General features: G+C 44.0%; 21 protein-coding genes. 5 read left to right on the top strand and 16 right to left on the bottom strand.

Features of this window, described 5'->3' with window-relative positions:
• Positions 1-37 precede the first annotated feature (37 nt).
• The 8 genes from OKX00_RS19615 to OKX00_RS19650 all read right to left on the bottom strand — a co-directional run bounded on the left by OKX00_RS19615 (position 38) and on the right by OKX00_RS19650 (position 9,075).
• A complete protein-coding gene (locus OKX00_RS19615) occupies positions 38-949 on the bottom strand; it encodes an ABC transporter permease (protein WP_062238522.1) in 912 nt (303 codons plus the stop codon).
• A 15-nt stretch (positions 950-964) separates the two neighbouring features.
• On the bottom strand, positions 965-1,966 hold the full coding sequence (locus OKX00_RS19620; RefSeq protein WP_062238524.1) for an ABC transporter permease: 1,002 nt from the start codon (positions 1,964-1,966) through the stop codon (positions 965-967).
• 96 nt (positions 1,967-2,062) lie between these two features.
• Positions 2,063-3,661 (bottom strand): ABC transporter substrate-binding protein, encoded by a 1,599-nt coding sequence (locus OKX00_RS19625; RefSeq protein WP_062238527.1) that lies wholly within the window; start codon positions 3,659-3,661, stop codon positions 2,063-2,065.
• A 57-nt stretch (positions 3,662-3,718) separates the two neighbouring features.
• Positions 3,719-4,684 (bottom strand): ABC transporter ATP-binding protein, encoded by a 966-nt coding sequence (locus tag OKX00_RS19630; protein ID WP_265408511.1) that lies wholly within the window; start codon positions 4,682-4,684, stop codon positions 3,719-3,721.
• Positions 4,665-5,672, bottom strand: a complete 1,008-nt coding sequence (locus OKX00_RS19635) for an ABC transporter ATP-binding protein (RefSeq protein WP_369795860.1) — start codon at positions 5,670-5,672, stop codon at positions 4,665-4,667. The genes OKX00_RS19630 and OKX00_RS19635 overlap by 20 nt, the downstream gene beginning before the upstream one ends.
• Positions 5,673-5,921: 249 nt before the next feature.
• Positions 5,922-7,670 (bottom strand): ABC transporter ATP-binding protein, encoded by a 1,749-nt coding sequence (locus tag OKX00_RS19640; protein WP_265408512.1) that lies wholly within the window; start codon positions 7,668-7,670, stop codon positions 5,922-5,924.
• 307 nt (positions 7,671-7,977) lie between these two features.
• On the bottom strand, positions 7,978-8,505 hold the full coding sequence (locus OKX00_RS19645; RefSeq protein WP_053355658.1) for a nucleoside tri-diphosphate phosphatase: 528 nt from the start codon (positions 8,503-8,505) through the stop codon (positions 7,978-7,980).
• Positions 8,506-8,898: 393 nt separating this feature from the next.
• Positions 8,899-9,075: a gamma-type small acid-soluble spore protein gene (locus tag OKX00_RS19650; protein ID WP_053355659.1), complete on the bottom strand. Its 177-nt coding sequence runs from the start codon at positions 9,073-9,075 to the stop codon at positions 8,899-8,901.
• A gap of 194 nt (positions 9,076-9,269) precedes the next feature.
• On the opposite strand from OKX00_RS19650, the gene OKX00_RS19655 reads away from it, so the two are divergent.
• Complete coding sequence (locus OKX00_RS19655) at positions 9,270-9,494, top strand: hypothetical protein (RefSeq protein WP_053355660.1); 225 nt, start codon at positions 9,270-9,272, stop codon at positions 9,492-9,494.
• Between the two features lie 290 nt (positions 9,495-9,784).
• Here the strand turns inward: OKX00_RS19655 and OKX00_RS19660 are convergent, their stop codons facing one another.
• The 3 genes from OKX00_RS19660 to OKX00_RS19670 are packed head-to-tail and all read right to left on the bottom strand — an operon-like array spanning position 9,785 to position 11,955.
• Positions 9,785-10,546, bottom strand: a complete 762-nt coding sequence (locus tag OKX00_RS19660; protein ID WP_265408513.1) for an SDR family NAD(P)-dependent oxidoreductase — start codon at positions 10,544-10,546, stop codon at positions 9,785-9,787.
• Positions 10,543-11,640, bottom strand: coding sequence for an A/G-specific adenine glycosylase (gene mutY / locus OKX00_RS19665; protein ID WP_265408514.1), 1,098 nt, complete (start codon positions 11,638-11,640; stop codon positions 10,543-10,545). Before mutY ends, OKX00_RS19660 begins: the two co-directional genes overlap by 4 nt.
• 3 nt (positions 11,641-11,643) lie before the next feature.
• Positions 11,644-11,955, bottom strand: coding sequence for a hypothetical protein (locus OKX00_RS19670; protein WP_265408515.1), 312 nt, complete (start codon positions 11,953-11,955; stop codon positions 11,644-11,646).
• Positions 11,956-12,018: 63 nt separating this feature from the next.
• Here OKX00_RS19670 and OKX00_RS19675 point away from each other — a divergent pair, with 63 nt between their 5' ends.
• The gene (locus OKX00_RS19675; protein ID WP_265408516.1) at positions 12,019-13,017 is read left to right on the top strand and encodes a metal-dependent hydrolase; all 999 of its coding nucleotides are present in this window, start codon (positions 12,019-12,021) and stop codon (positions 13,015-13,017) included.
• A 36-nt stretch (positions 13,018-13,053) separates the two neighbouring features.
• On the opposite strand, the gene OKX00_RS19680 is transcribed toward OKX00_RS19675, so the two are convergent.
• A complete protein-coding gene (locus OKX00_RS19680; protein ID WP_265408517.1) occupies positions 13,054-13,308 on the bottom strand; it encodes a YfhJ family protein in 255 nt (84 codons plus the stop codon).
• A 102-nt stretch (positions 13,309-13,410) separates the two neighbouring features.
• Here OKX00_RS19680 and sspK point away from each other — a divergent pair, with 102 nt between their 5' ends.
• Positions 13,411-13,566, top strand: coding sequence for a small, acid-soluble spore protein K (sspK, locus tag OKX00_RS19685; protein WP_053355666.1), 156 nt, complete (start codon positions 13,411-13,413; stop codon positions 13,564-13,566).
• A 120-nt stretch (positions 13,567-13,686) separates the two neighbouring features.
• Here the strand turns inward: sspK and OKX00_RS19690 are convergent, their stop codons facing one another.
• Positions 13,687-14,001 (bottom strand): YfhH family protein, encoded by a 315-nt coding sequence (locus OKX00_RS19690; RefSeq protein WP_265408518.1) that lies wholly within the window; start codon positions 13,999-14,001, stop codon positions 13,687-13,689.
• A gap of 79 nt (positions 14,002-14,080) precedes the next feature.
• Here OKX00_RS19690 and OKX00_RS19695 point away from each other — a divergent pair, with 79 nt between their 5' ends.
• Entirely contained in the window at positions 14,081-14,749 is a 669-nt protein-coding gene (locus tag OKX00_RS19695) for an SDR family NAD(P)-dependent oxidoreductase (RefSeq protein WP_265408519.1), read from the top strand.
• Here OKX00_RS19695 and recX read toward each other — a convergent pair.
• Positions 14,736-15,548: a recombination regulator RecX gene (gene recX / locus OKX00_RS19700; protein WP_265408520.1), complete on the bottom strand. Its 813-nt coding sequence runs from the start codon at positions 15,546-15,548 to the stop codon at positions 14,736-14,738. The genes OKX00_RS19695 and recX overlap by 14 nt on opposite strands.
• 101 nt (positions 15,549-15,649) lie before the next feature.
• On the opposite strand from recX, the gene OKX00_RS19705 reads away from it, so the two are divergent.
• Positions 15,650-15,772, top strand: coding sequence for a hypothetical protein (locus tag OKX00_RS19705; RefSeq protein ID WP_265408521.1), 123 nt, complete (start codon positions 15,650-15,652; stop codon positions 15,770-15,772).
• 111 nt (positions 15,773-15,883) lie between these two features.
• Here OKX00_RS19705 and OKX00_RS19710 read toward each other — a convergent pair whose 3' ends face one another.
• Positions 15,884-16,102 carry a YbdD/YjiX family protein gene (locus tag OKX00_RS19710; protein ID WP_265408522.1) on the bottom strand — a complete coding sequence of 73 codons (219 nt, stop codon included), beginning with the start codon at positions 16,100-16,102 and terminating at the stop codon, positions 15,884-15,886.
• On the bottom strand, positions 16,102-18,204 hold the full coding sequence (locus tag OKX00_RS19715; RefSeq protein ID WP_265408523.1) for a carbon starvation CstA family protein: 2,103 nt from the start codon (positions 18,202-18,204) through the stop codon (positions 16,102-16,104). The genes OKX00_RS19710 and OKX00_RS19715 overlap by 1 nt, the downstream gene beginning before the upstream one ends.
• Positions 18,205-18,222 lie beyond the last annotated feature (18 nt).

Below are 18,222 nucleotides of genomic sequence, written 5' to 3' on the forward strand. Positions count from 1 at the left end.
AAAAGAAGCCTGACATTTTCATGTCAGGCTTCCACTATTAGTTTTTCATTCTTGGATCAAGCGCGTCACGAAGGCCGTCACCCATCAGGTTAAAGCCCAAAACTGTAAGCATGATGGCTATACCCGGGAAGATAACGGTCCACGGCGCCTGGATGATAAAGTCCCTGGAATCCGCGAGCATTTTTCCCCACTCAGGAGTTGGAGGCTGTGCCCCAAGTCCTAAAAACCCTAAGGCAGCTGCCTCAATGATTGCTGTTGCAATGGCCAAGGTCCCTTGCACAATGATAGGCGCCATGCTGTTTGGAAGCACATGGTGTATCAAAATTCTGGAATCCCTCATACCAATCGCCTTAGCCGCTGTGATATACTCTTCTTCTTTTACACTCAGAACCCTCGACCGTACAAGACGTCCAAATATCGGCACATTAATGATGGCAATAGCGATAAGCGCATTTCTTAAAGATGGCCCCAATACAGAAACGACCGCAATAGCGAGAAGAATACTCGGAAACGCCAGCAGGATATCAAAGATCCTTGAAATGATTCCATCAATGAATTTTCCATAATAGCCTGCGATGATTCCAAGGGCCGATCCTACAATGACTGATCCGGCTACAGAGACGAAGCCCACCCATAATGAAATCCTTGCCCCGTATAAAACTCTGCTGAAGATATCCCGTCCGAATTCATCTGTTCCAAACCAATGCTCTCCCGAAGGCGCCAGATGCTTGTCCGCTAGATGCTGATCCGAAAAGCTATAAGGCGCCAAAACAGGAGCCAGAATAGCGATTAAAATAAAGAAAATAACAATTCCCAGTCCGACCATCGCTAATTTATTCTTCTTGAATGAACGCCACGCATCCTTCCAGGGAGAGATGACTTTGTCGTCACCTTGTTCCACTTTCGGCGGGTTTGTTAACGGTGGTGTTGTTCTTGCTAATTCAGCCATAATAAACTCCCCCTATCAGTATTTGATGCGCGGATCAATGGCCGCATACAAAATATCAACAAACAGATTGATGAGTACAAACAGTGTGGCCACTACCAGAATTCCAGATTGGATGACGGGATAATCACGCGACTGAATGGCTTCATAAATATATGTGCCAACCCCCGGCCATCCAAAGATGGTCTCTGTCAGAATGGCACCGCCGAGAAGCAATCCTGTCTGCAGACCGATTACCGTGACTACAGGAATCATGGCATTTTTCAATGAATGCTTGTACACTACCCAGAACATCTTTAACCCTTTTGCCTTTGCTGTGCGGATATAATCCGATCGCATAACTTCAAGCATGCTTGATCTTGTCATCCTTGCGATGATTGCCATTGGAATGGTGCCAAGTGCAATTCCCGGAAGGATTAAATGCTTAACGACTTCAATAAACTGATCAAATCTGCCCTCCAGTAATGTGTCAAGCAAATACAGATGTGTGATGGCCTCTACCGGCATCCTAATATTGTCCCTGCCTGTTGTCGGCAGCAAGTCCCATTTGATGGAAACAAAATATTGTTCCATCAATCCTAGCCAGAAAATAGGCATGGATACTCCGATCAATGCAATAAGCATAACCCCATAATCGAACCAGGAATTTTGGAACCAGGCAGAGATAATGCCTGCATTGACTCCGACGACCACTGCAATCAGAATTGCGACCAGTGAAAGTTCGATTGTAGCGGCAAGATACGGCCAGAGCTCCTCGCTGATCGGTGTTCTTGATTTCAGCGACATTCCAAGATCACCTTGAAAAAGACCGGTTAAATAATGAACAAACTGGGAGTACCATGGCTGATCCAGTCCCAATTGCTTTGTTAATGTTGCGATAGCCTGCTTTGAAGCCTGCTGGCCAAGGATCAATTGAGCAGGATTCCCCGGAATTGCCCTTATCATCATAAATACAATAAACGTCATCCCGAGAAGCACCGGGATAAGCAAACCAATCCTTCTAATGGTATAAGAAAACATGTCCACACCTCATTTACGCGTAGTTGTCGTTATAGCACCCAGATGTTTTTCTCCAAAACAAAAGGGGAGCATGCAAGATACTCCCCAATTTCTTCATTACTTCATGGAAACATCAACAAATGACTGAGACCCTTTTGGATGCGGGTAGAATCCTTTAATTGAACTTGTACCTGCAAGCTGTGGCTTAGCATGCACTAGAGGTACCCATGGAGCATCTTCATGGATGATCTCCTGTGCTTTTTTGTAAAGCTCTTCACGTTTTCCTTCATCTGCTGTTGATTGCGCTTCAATCAATAGCTTATGAACTGGCTCACTCTTATAGCGTGAATAGTTGTTAGAATCGATCGTGTCTTTATCAAGAAGAGCGTATAGGAAGTTATCTGCGTCTCCGTTATCCCCTGTCCATCCAATCAAGAAGGCAGGTGCCTCACCTTTACGGAGTTTTTCAAGGTACGTACCCCACTCAAATGTAACGATGTTTGCTTTAATTCCAACCTTGGCAAGGTTTGCCTGGATCGCTTCAGCAATCTTTTGTCCGTTTGGCATATAAGGACGTGATACCGGCATCGCCCAAAGGTCCATTTTGAAGCCTTTTTCGTATCCAGCTTTTTTCAAAAGTTCTTTTGCTTTTGCTTCGTCATATCCATAATCCTGGATATCCTTGTTTTGTCCTGCAATGGAAGAAGGAAGCGGCGTAGCAGCCGGTTCAGCTGTTCCGTTGTAGAAGTTTTTGATCAATTCGTCTTTGTTTACTAAGTGGCTGATCGCCTGGCGGACTTCTTTTTTGTTAAACGGAGCTTTTTCAACATTGAAGCCAAAGTAAGCAACGTTCATAGAAGGACGCTCAAAAATTTGAAGCTTGTTATCCGCTTTGATCTTATCAATATCACTCGGGTTTACTCCGTCAATCAAGTCAACTTCGCCTTTTGTAAGAGCATTTAAGCGTGAAGAGTTATCTTTGATGACTTTGAAGGTTACCCCATCAAGTTTTGGAAGCCCTTTTTTCCAATATTTATCGTTTTTCACAACTGAAATGGTATCCCCGCGTTTCCACTCTTTAAACTTGAACGGTCCTGTTCCTACAGGATGCTCGCCATATTTGTCGCCGTATTTGTCAATCGCAGCCGGGCTGGAAATGGCAAACGGGCTCATCGCAAGGTTTTTAAGGAATGGAGCTTGTGGGCGTTTCAATGTAAATTCAACTGTAGTGTCATCAATAGCTTTAACTTCTTTAATGACGTGGCCAGGATCCTTTTTATATCCACCAAACATGGATGCGTAATAAGGGAATTTAGCAGCATCACCGTTCATCCAGCGGTCAAAGTTCTTAACAACCGCATCAGCGTTGAAGTCAGTTCCATCTTGGAACTTAACGCCTTTTTCCAACGTAAATGTGTACTTCTTTCCGCCATCTTCAATCTTCCAGCTCTTCGCAAGTTCAGGAACAACATCTGTATTTTCTTTTTTGTATCCAGTTAGTGTTTCCATCACTTGCTCAGTAACGATGAAAGATTCACCGTCTGTTTCATGAGCAGGATCCAGTCCTACTGCATCACCGCCGCGCCCGTAGATCATGACGCCGCCACCGCTGGAACTTCCTTTTCCGCCGGTGCTTTCGCTTGAGGATTTACAGCCAGCCAGTCCTAAAGACAGGACCAGGATTAATGCAAGAGCTGTCAATATACTTCTCTTCATCTTCTTTCCCCCATTTTTATATAGATTTTTGCCTCTATTTATGTGTACGAGCTGCCATCAATAAAGATGACAGGCAACGTAGTGGCCCTTCTCAGCTTCCTTAAATACCGGACGCTCTGCAGCGCATACATCCATCGCTTGAGGACATCGCGTATGGAACGCACATCCTTTTGGAGGGTTGGACGGGCTTGGGACATCACCTTTTAAAATGATGCGCTCCTTTTTTACTTCAACATCGGGAATAGGTACGGCAGAAAGCAAGGCCTGTGTATAAGGATGCATAGGATTGTCATAAAGCTGTTCGCTGTCTGACAGTTCTACGATCCTGCCGAGATACATGACACCGACTCTGTCGCTAATGTGTCGTACGACTCCAAGATCATGGGCGATAAAAAGGTAAGTAAGCCCGAATTCTTGCTGCAAGTCTTGCAAAAGGTTCAGTACTTGCGATTGGATGGATACATCCAGCGCCGAGACAGGTTCATCCGCGATGATCAGTTTAGGGTTAACAGCCAGTGCACGGGCGATGCCGATTCTTTGCCTCTGCCCACCGCTGAACTGATGGGGATAGCGTTTCGCATGATAACTGCTTAATCCTACGACTTCAAGCAGCTCCTTCACCCTTCTCTTGCGTTCTTTTGTGTCCTTTACTCCGTGAACGATCAGCGGTTCTTCCAGTATTTTTTCAACGGTATGCCTCGGATTAAGTGAAGCAAAGGGATCCTGAAAAACCATTTGCATCTCTCTTCGCATCTTGCGCATTGCGTTCGAAGAAAGCGCAGTCACATCTTGCCCTTCAAAATAGATCTTGCCGTCACTCGGCTCGAGAAGCCTGAGCAGCATGCGTCCGGTCGTAGATTTCCCGCATCCGCTCTCACCGACAAGTCCCAGGGTTTCACCTTTTTGAATGGTAAAGGATACACCGTCCACTGCTTTTACTTCTCCGACTGTTTTCCCAAGCACTCCGCCTTTAATCGGAAAGTGCTTTTTTAAGTTCTCAACTTTAACTAATGGTTCGGTCAACGATGTCTACCCCTTTCTGATCCTCATACAGCCAGCATCTTACTTTTTGGCCGCCTTCAAGGGTTTCAAGCGCTGGTGTTTCGCTCTGGCAGCGCTCATAGGCATGGGCGCATCTCGGAGCAAACTGGCACCCCGCTTTCACAGATCCGGGTTTTGGCACATTTCCTGGGATGGAATAAAGACGTTCTTTTTTATCCCTCATATCAGGAACAGATTGAATCAGGCCAACCGTATATGGATGTTTCGGACTCGTGAAAATCGTTTTTACATCTGCCTCTTCAACGACTCTACCTGCATACATAACGACAACGCGCTGGCACATTTCAGCTACTACGCCCAAATCATGGGTGATCATCATGATGGCTGTGTCGGTCTCATCGTTCAATTTTTTCATAAGCTCAAGAATCTGAGCCTGAATTGTCACGTCTAGCGCGGTGGTCGGTTCGTCTGCGATCAGCAGTTTCGGGGAACAGATCATGGCCATTGCGATCATGACACGCTGGCGCATTCCCCCTGACAGCTGGTGGGGAAAGTCCTTCATCAGTTCTTCCGCCCGTGGAAGCCCAACCATTTTAAGCATTTCAACGGCATGTGCCTTTGCCTTCTTTTTTGGCCATTTCTTATGTATTTGCAAAGCCTCGATCAGCTGGCTGCCGATAGTAAATACCGGATTTAGACTGGTCATCGGCTCCTGAAAAATCATTGCTATCTCATTCCCGCGAATCTGGCGCATCCTTTTCTCAGATGCTGAAGTAAGATTTTCTCCTTTAAACAAAATATCTCCTTCAACTTTCCCCGCAGGTGTTGGAACGAGTCCCATGACTGATAATGAAGTAACACTTTTGCCGCATCCCGATTCTCCTACAATTCCAAGTACTTCACCGGAATTGATCTGGAAATCGATGTGATTAACAACCGAAACTTCCCCATCATCCGTCTGAAAAGAAGTCCTTAATCCTTTTACTTCCAAGACTGGACTGCTCACTATTCCACCCCTTTCTTCATGATGACATTTACTTACAGCGTGAACAATTTGTAGGACACTCTATTGAAATTATGACACTAGTCTAATAATTTGACAATATTAAAATTTCTAAAAATTTTTAATAATCTTGTCGTTTGTTAGGAAACCCGGGTCCTTTCTAACACAAAAAAAGAACGGAAGCCTTTGGCTGCCCCGTTCTTTTTTCTTATGGCATGTTATGCAATTGCAACTTTCTGCCCATCAATTACCAATTCAATCACCAAGCTGCTGAACCGTAAACAGGTTGTAGTACACTCCTCTTTTTTTCATTAACTCATAATGGGTTCCGCTTTCAGCAATCTCACCGTTATCGACAACCACTATACGGTCTGCGTGGGTGATGGTTGCTAGGCGGTGTGCAACGATAAAGGTGGTACGGTCTTTTGCAAGCTTTTCAAGCGATTCTTGAATGAGGTGCTCGCTTTCCAAATCAAGGGCGGAAGTCGCTTCATCAAGGATTAAAATCGGCGGATTCTTCAGGAAGACCCTGGCGATGGCAACCCGCTGTTTTTGCCCTCCTGAAAGTTTAACTCCCCGTTCACCAATTTTCGTATCATATCCTTGCGGCAGATTCATAATGAACTCATGCGCATTTGCTGCTTTTGCAGCTGCAGCAACCTCTTCATCAGATGCTTCAGGATTTCCCATCAGGATATTGGCCTTAACCGATTCACTGAACAAAATGTTATCTTGAAGGACCATGCCAATCTTATCCCTGAGCGAACGCACTTTGAAACTCCGGATATCTTCCCCATCGAGCAGGATGCTGCCCTTCGAGACGTCATAAAACCTGGGGATAAGGCTGACAAGCGAGGATTTCCCGCCACCGCTCATCCCTACGAGGGCGATCGTCTGCCCTTGTTCTACTCTAAGATCGATTCCTTTCAGAACGTGCGGTTCATCCTCATTGTACCGGAAATATACTTCGTTAAACGACAGCTCTCCTTTTACATCCGTAAGTTCCCTTGCCTTCGGCTGATCTTTAATATCATATTCCTCATCCATAAATTCGAAGACCCTGTCCATGGACGCGAGTGACTGTGTAAGGGTTGTCGATGAATTAACCAGCCTTCTGAGCGGATTATACAGCCTGTCCATATAGCCGGCAAATGCGACCACTTCTCCGACAGATATATGGCCTCCTATCGCCCTATATGCCGCAAAACCGATAACTAGAAGCGGTGCTATATCTGTAATCGTATTTACAACCGCAAACGTTTTGGCGTTCCAGGTTGTCTGATCCATCGCTTTGTTCAGAAAATGGGAGTTTCTTTTATCAAACTGAACTTGCTCATAATCCTCAAGAGCAAAGCTTCTGATGACTGACATCCCCTGGACTCGTTCATGCAGATGCCCCTGCACTTCCGCGAGCGCCTGCGAACGCTGTTTCGTGAGACCTCTTAGCCTTGTATAAAAATATTTAACGGAGAGGCCGTAAAACGGCAGCATCGCCAATGCGACAACCGTCAGCCATCCATCCATCGTTGCCATGATCACAATCGCAATCACAATCGTAAACATATCAAGCCAGACATTCATTAAGCCCGTGATGACAAAATCCTTCGTTTGCTCAACGTCATTGATTACCCTCGATATGATTTCACCCGACTTGTTATTGGAATAAAAACGTAAGGAGAGCCGCTGAATATGTCCATAAAGCTTATCCCTGATATCATATAGGATTTTGCTTCCGACCCATTGTGCGTAATACTGCCGATAATATTCGATCGGCGGACGAAGCACACCGAAAATGAAGAATGAACCTCCCATCAGCCAAAGCAGCTTGCTGAGTTTATCACTGTTCGTCAAACCATGTCCATTTATAATCGTATCGACCACATATTTTAAAATAAGCGGGATGAGCAATGGAATACCAAACTTTAATATCCCAATTACAATGGTCCATCCAATTTGTTTTTTGTAGGGCTTTACAAAGCCCAAATACCTTCTGATACTATCCAAAATTACACCTTCTTATATGAAATGCTGAAGCAGGCGTTTAGACCCGATAGACGATGGAGTGCCCGCACTATAACACGCCATTTGTGTTGAGGTGTGAGAACGAAGCGGCCGAGAGGGACGAAAATCGCCCCTTTTTTCGTCCAATCTGCCTGCTGAAGCTGGATCAAGAAATGCTGAAGCGACCTTTTAAAAGCTTAAAACGCCTCTTTAAGGGATCGATATACGGCTTCCCCGCGCAGGCGTTTTTACGATTACTATTATTATTGTCAGAAAAACCTGTTGAACGCTGGATTCAACAGGTTTTTTCTTATCTAAACTCCAAATACCGTTCGTACCATTGCTCTATAAAGCCTGGTTCGAATGGGCCTTTTCTCTGATTGATCATGGAAATTAATTCATTTAAATTCTTTTTAATAATGTAATCGAGTTCATGGGGATATTTCATCATTTGCCTGTGCAAGCTGTATTCATCTTCATCTAATAGAATATAGGACATGTCTGGAAAAACCTTAATATCCAGGTCATAATCGATATATTTAAGTGCCTCATTATCCCATATATAGGGTGTCCCCAGGTTACAATAATAATAAAAACCGTCCTGCCTGATCATGCCGATTACATTAAACCATTGCTTGGAATTGAAATAGCAGATCGCCGGCTCTCTCGTCCGCCACTGCCTGCCATCTGATTCCGTTACAAGAATACGATCATTTCCTGCTATAACTACAGACGAACTCCCCTTGAGGATAACCGTATCTTCCCAGGTGCGATGGAGTGATCCGTTATGTTTATAGCTTTGTATATCAATAATACTTCCGGGTGTGGGAAAACTCATATGCCTCTCCTTTCCTTCGCATTTCCGGAAGCCAATGGGTTACCAGGTATGTGCGAACTCCTTTCCAATTTAAATTAGAACATTTAGGTAATTCACCAGCTTCGTTGTACAAATTCGTTCATTGTATCGTCTCATCACTATTCTAGCCCTGCCCGGCCTTCATCATCCCCAAGAAACAGTTACTTTACGTTATTTTCTCTCCTATAGTATATCGTTTTAAGAATAGTTTGGAAATGATAGTTACCCTGTTTATTGAAAAAAAGCTCGCCCATTTTTTCATTTTCCATAGTCATTGTTCTTTTTCCCTTAGTATGTATCTTAAAAACCTTGTCTAAATTGGCCAGAAAACCAAAAATGCCCCCTGCGTATAGCAGGGAGCATTCTGGATAGAGGTTACTGGTTTTGGTTACCTTGGCCTTTTTGTTGTTGAGATTGAGCGTTTTGCTGACGAACTTGTTGAGCGTCAGTTTCGCTTGCAAACTCAGCACCATATTGACCTTTACCAGCTTGAGACTGTTGGTTTTGCTTTTTAACTTGCTGTGCGTTTGTTTTGTTTTGCTGTTTGTCCATTAGTATCACCTCCACGAAAATTAATTTAACCCTCTGCAGATGTTTTTATGTGAACAAAAAATAATTTTTTATTGTATATTTTAAATGATTGCGGGCCCATGAGACAGGGTATAGGATTGCAAATGGTTTCAAAAACTAAAGGCGATTATTCTTTATGGTGCCTGGCACCTATAACGCCTTGGGAGGTCGATCTTATGTACGTGGGCAGAGATATGACAGAATTAGATATGGTCGCTAAAACAGAATGGAAAGACAGTGAATTGGCATATTTCCACCAGTCTTTCCAGCAAATTGCCCCCTATCTGAATGAGGAAGGAACAACGATACATCGTGAAATTATTAAAGAAATTGAATCAAGAGGTGGCCTTTCGAACGATGAGGCCAGCTGGGAGAGAGGAACAACCCCGAAAGTGGATTAATGAAAAAAGGGGCTGTCCTGAAAGTCAAAAATTGACCTTCAGGCAGCTCCTTTTTCGCGCAAAAAATCTTCAATGAAAGTTGATTATAGTGGAAGGTGCGAGACTCCTGCGGGACTAGCGTGACAGGTGAGACTCCCGCAGGCGCTTGCGCCAAAAAGTAGGCGTTCACGCCGGTGAGGCTCACCGCACGCCCCGCGAAAGTAGGCGTTTACGCCGGTAAAAGCGAGCGGCCTGAAACGGAAATCAACGGCTTCCAGTCTTCTTGGACAGACCCTTTTTTTATTTACCAATTAAAAATTGCTGTAGGATTGACCTCCGTCAACGTTTAACGTCGCTCCTATGACCCAGGATGCCCGGTCTGAAGAAAGGAACACAACCGTGTTAGCAATCTCTTCGACCGTACCAAACCGCTGTGCGGGTATATGCTGCTGTACATACTGGTTGATCTGTTCCGGGTTTTCCTTTAACCGTTTCTGCCAATTTCCTGTAGGGTGCAGCACTGATCCGGGAGCGACACCGCTGATCCGTACTCCATGCCGGATCATTTCATCAGCAAACGACTTAGTAAATGAGATGAGAGCCGCTTTGCTTCCGTTGTAAGTCGGTTTGCCGCCGGATTCTCTTCCGAAAATGGAGGAAATGTTAATAATGGTTCCTTTTTCATTTTTAACCATGTATTCAGCCGCAAGCTTGCTCATTCCAACAGCGGATAAAAAATTAAGGTGAACCGCTTTTTCAAACTCCTCAATACTTGTTTCCATTACTGAAGATCCATTACTGCCTCCAGCATTATTGATTAAAATATCAATGCCGCCAAACTCCCCAATAAATTCACGTATGATCCGCTCCCTGTCCTCTCGGGATGTCACATCTCCCTTTAAAATGATGAGTTCGCCGTCCAATTCAGATTTTGCCTGTTCAAGGGTTTCTTGGCTGCGCCCGCAAATACCAACAGATGCACCTTCTTCCAAAAACAGCTTGGCGATGCCCTTGCCTAAACCTTTTGAACCGCCAGTTATAAGTACCCGTTTGTTTTCCAGAAATAGATTCATGCCGTCACCTCTTTTGCCAATTTGATGATTTTTTGATGTGATACCGGAAAAGGATAGGACTCCATCTCTTCCAGCGTTACCCACTTTAAATCCGCAGCATCCATTGTTTCATGGCTGCACTGTCCTTCAAAAAGCTGTATGTTCCATTTCAAATGGGAAAATACGTGTTCTATGTTACTCACTTGATCGCCGACAGCAGCAGAAATACCCCATTCAGCTTCAATGAAAACCTTCAGATCCTCTTTCTCGCTTACTCCCCTCTTATGAACAGGTACATTCGGAAATTCCCAAAGATTAGCAAGCAGCCCTTCTTTCGGTCTTTTATGAATCAGGTACTTCCCTTCTTGATTGCGTAAGATGAGTGCAGCCATATCTACATGTCTGATTTTTATTTTCTTTTCTTTTACAGGTAGTTCTTTCTGTCTTCCCTGATCAAAAGCCCTGCAGTGCTCCTGAACAGGACAGATCAGGCAAGCCGGTGATTTTGGCGTGCAAATGAGAGCTCCAAGCTCCATAAGCGCCTGATTAAACGAAGAAGGATCTTCTTTTGAAATCAATTTTCGAACAGCATCTTCAAACAGCATTCTTGTTTTAGCTTTTCCAATATCCTCATAGATGAGCAGGATCCTGGAGAGCACCCTCATCACATTTCCATCTACCGCAGGTTCAGGTACTCCGTAAGCAATACTTAAGATCGCTCCTGCCGTATACGGCCCGACACCTTTAAGCTTTGATATTTCATCGGCTGTATCGGGTATTGTCCCTCCATATTGCTCGGCGACTTCTCTTACTGCGGTTTGCAAATTACGAACACGGGAATAATAACCTAAACCCTCCCATGCCTTTAAAACCTTTTCTTCATCCGCTTCAGCCAGGTCGGTAAGGGTAGGAAATAAAGACAGGAAACGGTTAAAGTAAGGAATGACAGTATCCACGCGGGTTTGCTGCAGCATGATTTCGGAAACCCATACTCTATATGGATCCTGATTCAATCTCCAGGGAAGGTCGCGCTGATTCTCTTGATACCAGTTAATTAGATCCTGCTGGAAACCTTGAACTGGAAAGTCTTCAATATATGTTTCAGAACGATTCACGTATTACTCACCTTTCTTTTCAAATGCCCAGCAATGGAGTTTGGACAGTCCGCCCGAAATCATCTGATCAAGCGGCCCATATACCGGATGGCCTTTAAAGAGCCTGAGCTGCTTTAAAGAGTGATATACCTCAGAACCTTCAACATCAAAACTTTCCACAAAGAGAGAGTCTTGATCCAGCGCTTTGAGCCAGGAGGTATTGCGGGCGCCGTCTTTCATTAATTCAATCAGCACATTTTGCATATGAGCTTCATATTGTTCAATTATGTCAGGTTTTACTTTATACTCGATAAAAACCGTTAATTTTTGATTCATGATTGGTCCTCCAATTTTAAACAATTATCGCAATCATCTTATATGAGTTAGGAGGTGTGTATATTGGATACTGGAACCCATGTTGTAATGGGATTAGGGCTCGGCGGATTAGCCATGCTTGATCCGGCTGTCTCTGCAGATCCAATAACCGCCCATGCTGTACTCCTCGGTACATTGGTTGGTTCACAAGCACCAGATTTTGATACCATTCTAAAATTAAGAAACAATGCCGTCTATATCCGCAACCACAGGGGAATTACCCATTCTGTGCCTGCTCTTTTTATCTGGCCGGCCCTGTTGTCATTGATCATATACCTGTTTGTTCCGAACTCAAACGGCCTTCATTTATGGCTGTGGACGTCATTGGCCGTATTTTTACATGTATTTGTAGATATATTTAATGCTTATGGTACGCAAGCACTCTATCCCTTCTCAAAAAAATGGGTAGCGCTCGGTGTAATCAGCATTTTTGATCCGTTTATTTTCATTATCCATATTGCCGGTCTGTTGCTTTGGTATATCGGCTTCGATCCTGGAATTACATTTTCTGCCGTGTATTTGATCATGGCAGGCTACTATTTCCTCAGAATCTGGAAAAGGTACAAAATAGCTCAAATCGTTCGGAGGAATATTCCTGAGACAATCGAAGTCATTGCTTCTCCAACGCTAAAATGGAGCCAGTATCATCTTGCTATTAAAACAAAGCACCAGTTTTTCGTTGCCAATATTAAACAAGGCCGTCTCAAGGTTCTCGACACATTTGACCGTGTGGAAGTTCCTGACACTAAAATCATTCAGGCTGCGAAAGAAGACAAGAATATTTCAGCGTTCCTTTCTTTCTCCCCGGTCTATCGGTGGGAAGTTGAAAAAAACAACCATGGACATGAAGTGCGTTTTATTGATCTCCGGTATAGAAGCAAAGGGCATTATCCCTTTGTTGCACTAGTCCAGCTTGATGAGAATCTTGAAATCATTACATCCTATACCGGCTGGGTATACAGCGAGGACCGCTTGCGCAAAAAGATGGACTTTACTCCATCCAAGCTTCTAAAAAATGAGTGATGAAGGAAACGTTCCTTCATCACTTTTTTTATGCTGTCACTGCTCTTTTTTTAAGTGTTTGTACTTCGGATTCATGGTCTGGTATTCATGCAGCTTGGGGCCGTAGCTCGTAATCCATTGCACGACCATCTCTTCTGTTTTATTTTTGCCGCCATATTCATAGCCGGCCCTGGCTCTTGTTGACTCAAAATCCTCCCAAAGCCCTTCGATCCAGCTTCTTGCTTCCTCATAGGTCAAATTTTGATTCTTATCTAATAAATTGCGGGCAAGCCGGGCAAACCTATCCTCCATTTTTACTTCCTCCTTATCCATTATTTTGCCGTTACTGGCTCACATTAAAGGGTTTTATTCAAACCATACTAGGTGAGAACCGATTTTAAGGAGGGCTAATCGATGCGAAACAAAGCTAAAAACTTCCCTAATCGGATCTCCTTCTCAGGTGAGCCGAGAGCCAAAGAAGAATTTTCTTCAAAACGGCCAGATGGATCCATTCAAGACCGACCACAGGAACGAATGTTTTTATCCAATCGACACCGAGACGATCAATAGTTCTTGCGGTTATGATGGATGCCAGACCAAACGGCAATGCCAATAAGGCTTACATTCAAACACGCAAGCATTATTAGTGCCGGAAAAAGAAGCGGCTTACCCCGCTTCTTTTTTCATTATTTATGAAGGCTGTACCAGCATCGCAATAGGAAATGCTTCGAGTTCGTGAGATTCATTTCTGTACCCCCAAGCAAAAATTCCGTTCATATACAATATTTTAAATGTTGAGCCCGGATCTCCTTGAATGGGATACGTTTCACCTGCTTCAAAGACAGATGGATCAAGCAGATAAGACTTTGCCATCGTAATTTTTCGTTCATAGACAGAAAACTCACTGATCATTCCCATCTGCTCTGCTTTTTGGGCTTTTGCATGAAGATCTGCTATTTCGGCTGTCAGTTCTGTTCTTGTCATTTCGCTATATCTTTTTTCCATGGTGCGCCTCCGTTCTTCTGTACTTTTAGTATAATAAACATTGGTTAAGAATCCAAACGTATCGGAGTGGTGAATTATTATGAAATCAGTGATTATAACGGGAGGCGGCTCAGGTTTAGGGGCAGCACTTGCAGAGGAATATGCAAAGCAATATAAAGTGATCTTGATCGGGCGTTCTTTAAAGAAGCTTAACTCTGTTGCTGACAGCCTTGCAGCACAAGGTTTTAAAGCAGAAAGCTGCGTTTGCGACATAACATCCATGGAAGAAGTAAAACATGTTTTCGATCAGATTTTTCATCGTGAAGATGTACATATGCTCATTAATAATGCCGGTTCCGGAATCTTTGGCCCTTTGGAAGAACTGAGTGTGGTTGAGATTGAAACGATGCTTGATACTAATGTAAAGGGAACTATTTTTACCACAAAGACTTGCTTGCCCTTCTTTAAAGACAAACAAGAAGGAAGAATCATGAACATTATTTCTACTGCAGGCCTTAGAGGCAAAGTGAATGAATCAGTGTATTGCGCCAGCAAGTTTGCGGTCAGAGGTTTTACGGAAAGCCTCGTCAAGGAGCTGGACGGAACAGGCATTCAAGTAACTGCCGTCTACATGGGGGGGATGGATACTCCTTTTTGGGACCATTCGGATCATGTAAAAGACAAATCCCGCTTCAAGACACCAGAGCAGGTTGCACTTCAAATCGCTGCGGAAGACCATGGGCAGCCTGAGATTTTTATTGATCGATAAGGCCCGACTCTAATATTTCCTCGATTAAAGCAATTGGAAACCCTTTACCGTATAAATGCTGCTTCATTTTGTTTTTATATTGCATACCTGAAAATTTTTTATAGCGTTTGTGAGCTTTATTGGCATGCTTTAGCAAAGCTTCCTTTTCCTCTTGTTCAGTGCTGCCAAGATCAACCTTTCGAAGAGCTTCTTCTATCACTTCCCAGGAGTATCCTTTTTGCAGGAGCTGCTGGGAAACTTTATTTTTCCTCTCACTGCTTGATATTCCTTTGCTTTGATTTGATTTCTTTTGGACGAAATTAATTGCTGATTCTAATTGTTCTTCATAAGGAAATTCCATTAATGCTGCTTCCATATGATCGGAAGATATCCCTTTTTGGATCAGTTCTCTCGCAATAACGCCTGTCCCTTTGGATGTCGTATTCTTTCTTGTTCTAACAAACATTTTTGCAAATTCAGCATTATCCAGGTATTTATATTCTATAAGCCGTTTAATGACTTCTTCAATTACACTGTCCTCATATTCATTTTTCTTTAAATAGTCATGTACTTCTTTTTCTGATCTCATACGGAAAGACAGGAACTGCAAAGCCCGGTTAAACCCTTTTTTAATCTCATCTTCATACAATAAAGAGCTTAACTCTCCCGTATTGATTTCCAGTCCTTTTTTGAGCTTATACTTTATGAGGATATCCGTATCAACGCTGAAACCGAACTCTTCCCCATTTCCCTGATCAATAAAAACATTAAAACGGTCGCTGTTCTTTTTTTGCGTTGTGATCTTTGTAATTAAGGCCATTTTCTTCTTCACCTCACTTCCTTTATTTTAACATAGCCCCTTCTGCCAATGCTGTTATAGAGGTTAAAAAAAAAGGGGCTGTCCAAGAAGTCTGTAAGCTGTTGATTTCCGTTCCAGGCTGCTCGCTTTTACCGCGGGAGTCTCACCTGTCACGCTGGTCCCGCAGGACAAGGAAGGCTCCGGCAGCTTTTTTATCGCACGAAGAAAATGTGAAGTTATTTTAGAGGAGTCTCGCATCTTCCACTTCAATTAACTTTTCATTGAAGATTTTTTTTCAAGCCAAAAAGGGGCTGCCAGAAGGTCAATTTTCGACTTTCTGGACAGCCCCTTCCTTTCTAACAGCACCTTTTTGCGGATGCTCCGTATTTTTTGTTAAGAAAGTCTTTAAAGAACTCAGCCTCGGTAGGAGGAGCGACTTCCGGGTGATTCTTTTGAATGTGTTTGACATAGGAGTCATAGTCCGGAAGATTGGAGATTCCTTTGCTGATTTTTCGAATCACGCCTGCTCCGTATCTGATCCTCTTGATGACGGAACGGAGATTATGCTGGTTCATTAAGACACCTCGCTTATATTGGTTTGCTTAAACGGCTCCTCACTCGTCGGAAGTTCTTCCTTTTTAAACCAAACTTTCCACCATATTCTCATAGCATCAATCAACACTCCAAGAATAAGAAGCATGAAGATTCCAGTCAGCACTGCATTAAGCTGGTTGTTGAAAATAATCTGCTTGGCCGCTTCTGCTGTTGGAATAGTCGGCGGGAGTTTACCGGCATCCAGCGCTTGCTGAGTGACTTCAGCTTGTTTTAAAAAGCCGATTTTGGGAAGCGATGAGAAAATTTTCTGCCATCCTGCTGTAAACGTTACAATCATCAGCCAAGCCAGCGGAGCCAGTGTTACCCAGCAGTACTTGGTCTTGCCCATTTTTAGGATGACTGTCGTAGCTACGATTAAAGCGATCGCAGCGAGCATCTGGTTCGTGATACCGAATAACGGCCAAAGGGTATTGATCCCGCCAAGAGGATCGGTCACGCCCACGACAAGGAAGTAGCCCCAACTGGCAACAACAAGGGCACTCGTGATATAAACAGCAGGCATCCAATCTGTGCGGCCAAGCGGTTTATAGATGTTGCCCAGCAGATCCTGCAGCATGAACCTTCCTACCCTTGTTCCGGCATCAATGGTCGTTAATATGAACACGGCTTCAAAAAGAATCGCAAAATGGTACCAGAAGGCCATAAGTTCAGGGCCGCCTACAATCTTAGAGAAGATATGGGCCATCCCCACAGCCAGCGATGGTGCTCCACCTGTCCTTGAAAGGATGGAATCTTCATCCACCTGCTGGGCGATCGTGTTAATCTCATCAGCATTGACAGAGAAGCCCCAGGAAGAAATAGTGGTTGCTGCGGCGCTCACCTCGGTCCCAATCGCTGCAGCAGGAGAGTTAATGGCAAAGTATACTCCCGGTGATAAAAGAGTGGCTGCTACAAGAGCCATCACCGCTACAAAAGATTCTGTCAGCATCCCTCCGTAACCGATCATGTTAGCATGCTTTTCATTAGCGATCAGCTTCGGTGTCGTCCCGGATGATATTAAAGAATGAAATCCAGAAACCGCACCGCAGGCAATCGTAATAAAGAGGAACGGAAATAAGTTTCCTGAAAATACTGGTCCTGTTCCATCCACAAATTTTGTTAGAGCCGGCATTTTAATTTCAGGCATAACGATAAAAATGCCGATTGCCAGCATAGCTATAACTCCTACCTTTAAGAAGGTGCTCAAGTAATCCCTTGGGGCCAAAAGAAGCCAGACGGGAAGTACAGAGGCAAGAAAACCGTAAACAATCATCATGATGGCAATCGGTTTGCCTTCAAATGTAAACATTGGAGCCAGGGTTGCAGAGTCAGCCACCCACTGGCCGCTCAGCAAAGCAAAAATCAAAAGAGCAAATCCAATGAGGGAGGCTTCTCCTACCCTTCCCGGCCGGAGAAATTTCATATAGATTCCCATAAATAAAGCGATCGGAATCGTCATTGCAATGGTGTACATGCCCCAGGGACTCGCTTTTAAAGCGTTTACAACAACAAGCCCTAAAACAGCAATGAGAATGATCATGATTGCAAATACTCCGACAAGGGCAAGATAGCCTCCAACTGGCCCTATCTCTTCCCTTGCAATTTCACCGATCGATTTGCCTTTTCGGCGCATGGAGATGATTAAAATGACGAAATCCTGGACACAGCCCGCAAGTACGGCTCCCGCAATGATCCAGATTGTTCCCGGAAGATACCCCATCTGTGCGGCAAGCGTTGGACCTACAAGGGGTCCAGCTCCAGCGATCGCGGCAAAATGATGTCCGTAGAGCACCCATTTGTTGGTGGGCACATAATCCTTTCCATCACTGTATCTCTCTGCAGGTGTGGCCCTTTTTTTATCCAAACCAAAGATTTTATTCGAGATAAAACGGGAATAAAACCGGTAAGCAACTGCGTATGTAGCCAGCGATGCCACGACAAACCAAATGGCATTAATGTGCTCGTCCCTCTGCAGGGCAATAACCGACAGACTTAATCCCCCTGCAAGAGCGATTGCAATCCAAATAATTGTCTTTGTGAAAGGATTGCTTTTCTTTTTAATGGTGCTCGGCTGTGTTTCCATTATGCTCCCCCTTAAAAG

The sequence above is a fragment of the Fictibacillus sp. KU28468 genome (assembly GCF_026153615.1).
Lineage (GTDB): Bacteria > Bacillota > Bacilli > Bacillales > Fictibacillaceae > Fictibacillus_C > Fictibacillus_C marinisediminis.

Bases quoted from the DNA above. Each gene is read 5' to 3' on its own strand.
- OKX00_RS19715 (WP_265408523.1), bottom strand. From the start codon at position 18,204: ATGGAAACACAGCCGAGCACCATTAAAAAGAAAAGCAATCCTTTCACA.
- OKX00_RS19620 (WP_062238524.1), bottom strand. From the start codon at position 1,966: ATGTTTTCTTATACCATTAGAAGGATTGGTTTGCTTATCCCGGTGCTT.
- OKX00_RS19710 (WP_265408522.1), bottom strand. From the start codon at position 16,102: ATGAACCAGCATAATCTCCGTTCCGTCATCAAGAGGATCAGATACGGA.
- OKX00_RS19695 (WP_265408519.1), top strand. From the start codon at position 14,081: ATGAAATCAGTGATTATAACGGGAGGCGGCTCAGGTTTAGGGGCAGCA.
- OKX00_RS19680 (WP_265408517.1), bottom strand. From the start codon at position 13,308: ATGGAGGATAGGTTTGCCCGGCTTGCCCGCAATTTATTAGATAAGAAT.
- OKX00_RS19625 (WP_062238527.1), bottom strand. From the start codon at position 3,661: ATGAAGAGAAGTATATTGACAGCTCTTGCATTAATCCTGGTCCTGTCT.
- OKX00_RS19670 (WP_265408515.1), bottom strand. From the start codon at position 11,955: ATGAATCAAAAATTAACGGTTTTTATCGAGTATAAAGTAAAACCTGAC.
- OKX00_RS19615 (WP_062238522.1), bottom strand. From the start codon at position 949: ATGGCTGAATTAGCAAGAACAACACCACCGTTAACAAACCCGCCGAAA.
- OKX00_RS19645 (WP_053355658.1), bottom strand. From the start codon at position 8,505: ATGAGTTTTCCCACACCCGGAAGTATTATTGATATACAAAGCTATAAA.
- OKX00_RS19690 (WP_265408518.1), bottom strand. From the start codon at position 14,001: ATGGAAAAAAGATATAGCGAAATGACAAGAACAGAACTGACAGCCGAA.
- OKX00_RS19650 (WP_053355659.1), bottom strand. From the start codon at position 9,075: ATGGACAAACAGCAAAACAAAACAAACGCACAGCAAGTTAAAAAGCAA.
- OKX00_RS19655 (WP_053355660.1), top strand. From the start codon at position 9,270: ATGTACGTGGGCAGAGATATGACAGAATTAGATATGGTCGCTAAAACA.
- recX (WP_265408520.1), bottom strand. From the start codon at position 15,548: ATGGCCTTAATTACAAAGATCACAACGCAAAAAAAGAACAGCGACCGT.
- sspK (WP_053355666.1), top strand. From the start codon at position 13,411: ATGCGAAACAAAGCTAAAAACTTCCCTAATCGGATCTCCTTCTCAGGT.
- OKX00_RS19660 (WP_265408513.1), bottom strand. From the start codon at position 10,546: ATGAATCTATTTCTGGAAAACAAACGGGTACTTATAACTGGCGGTTCA.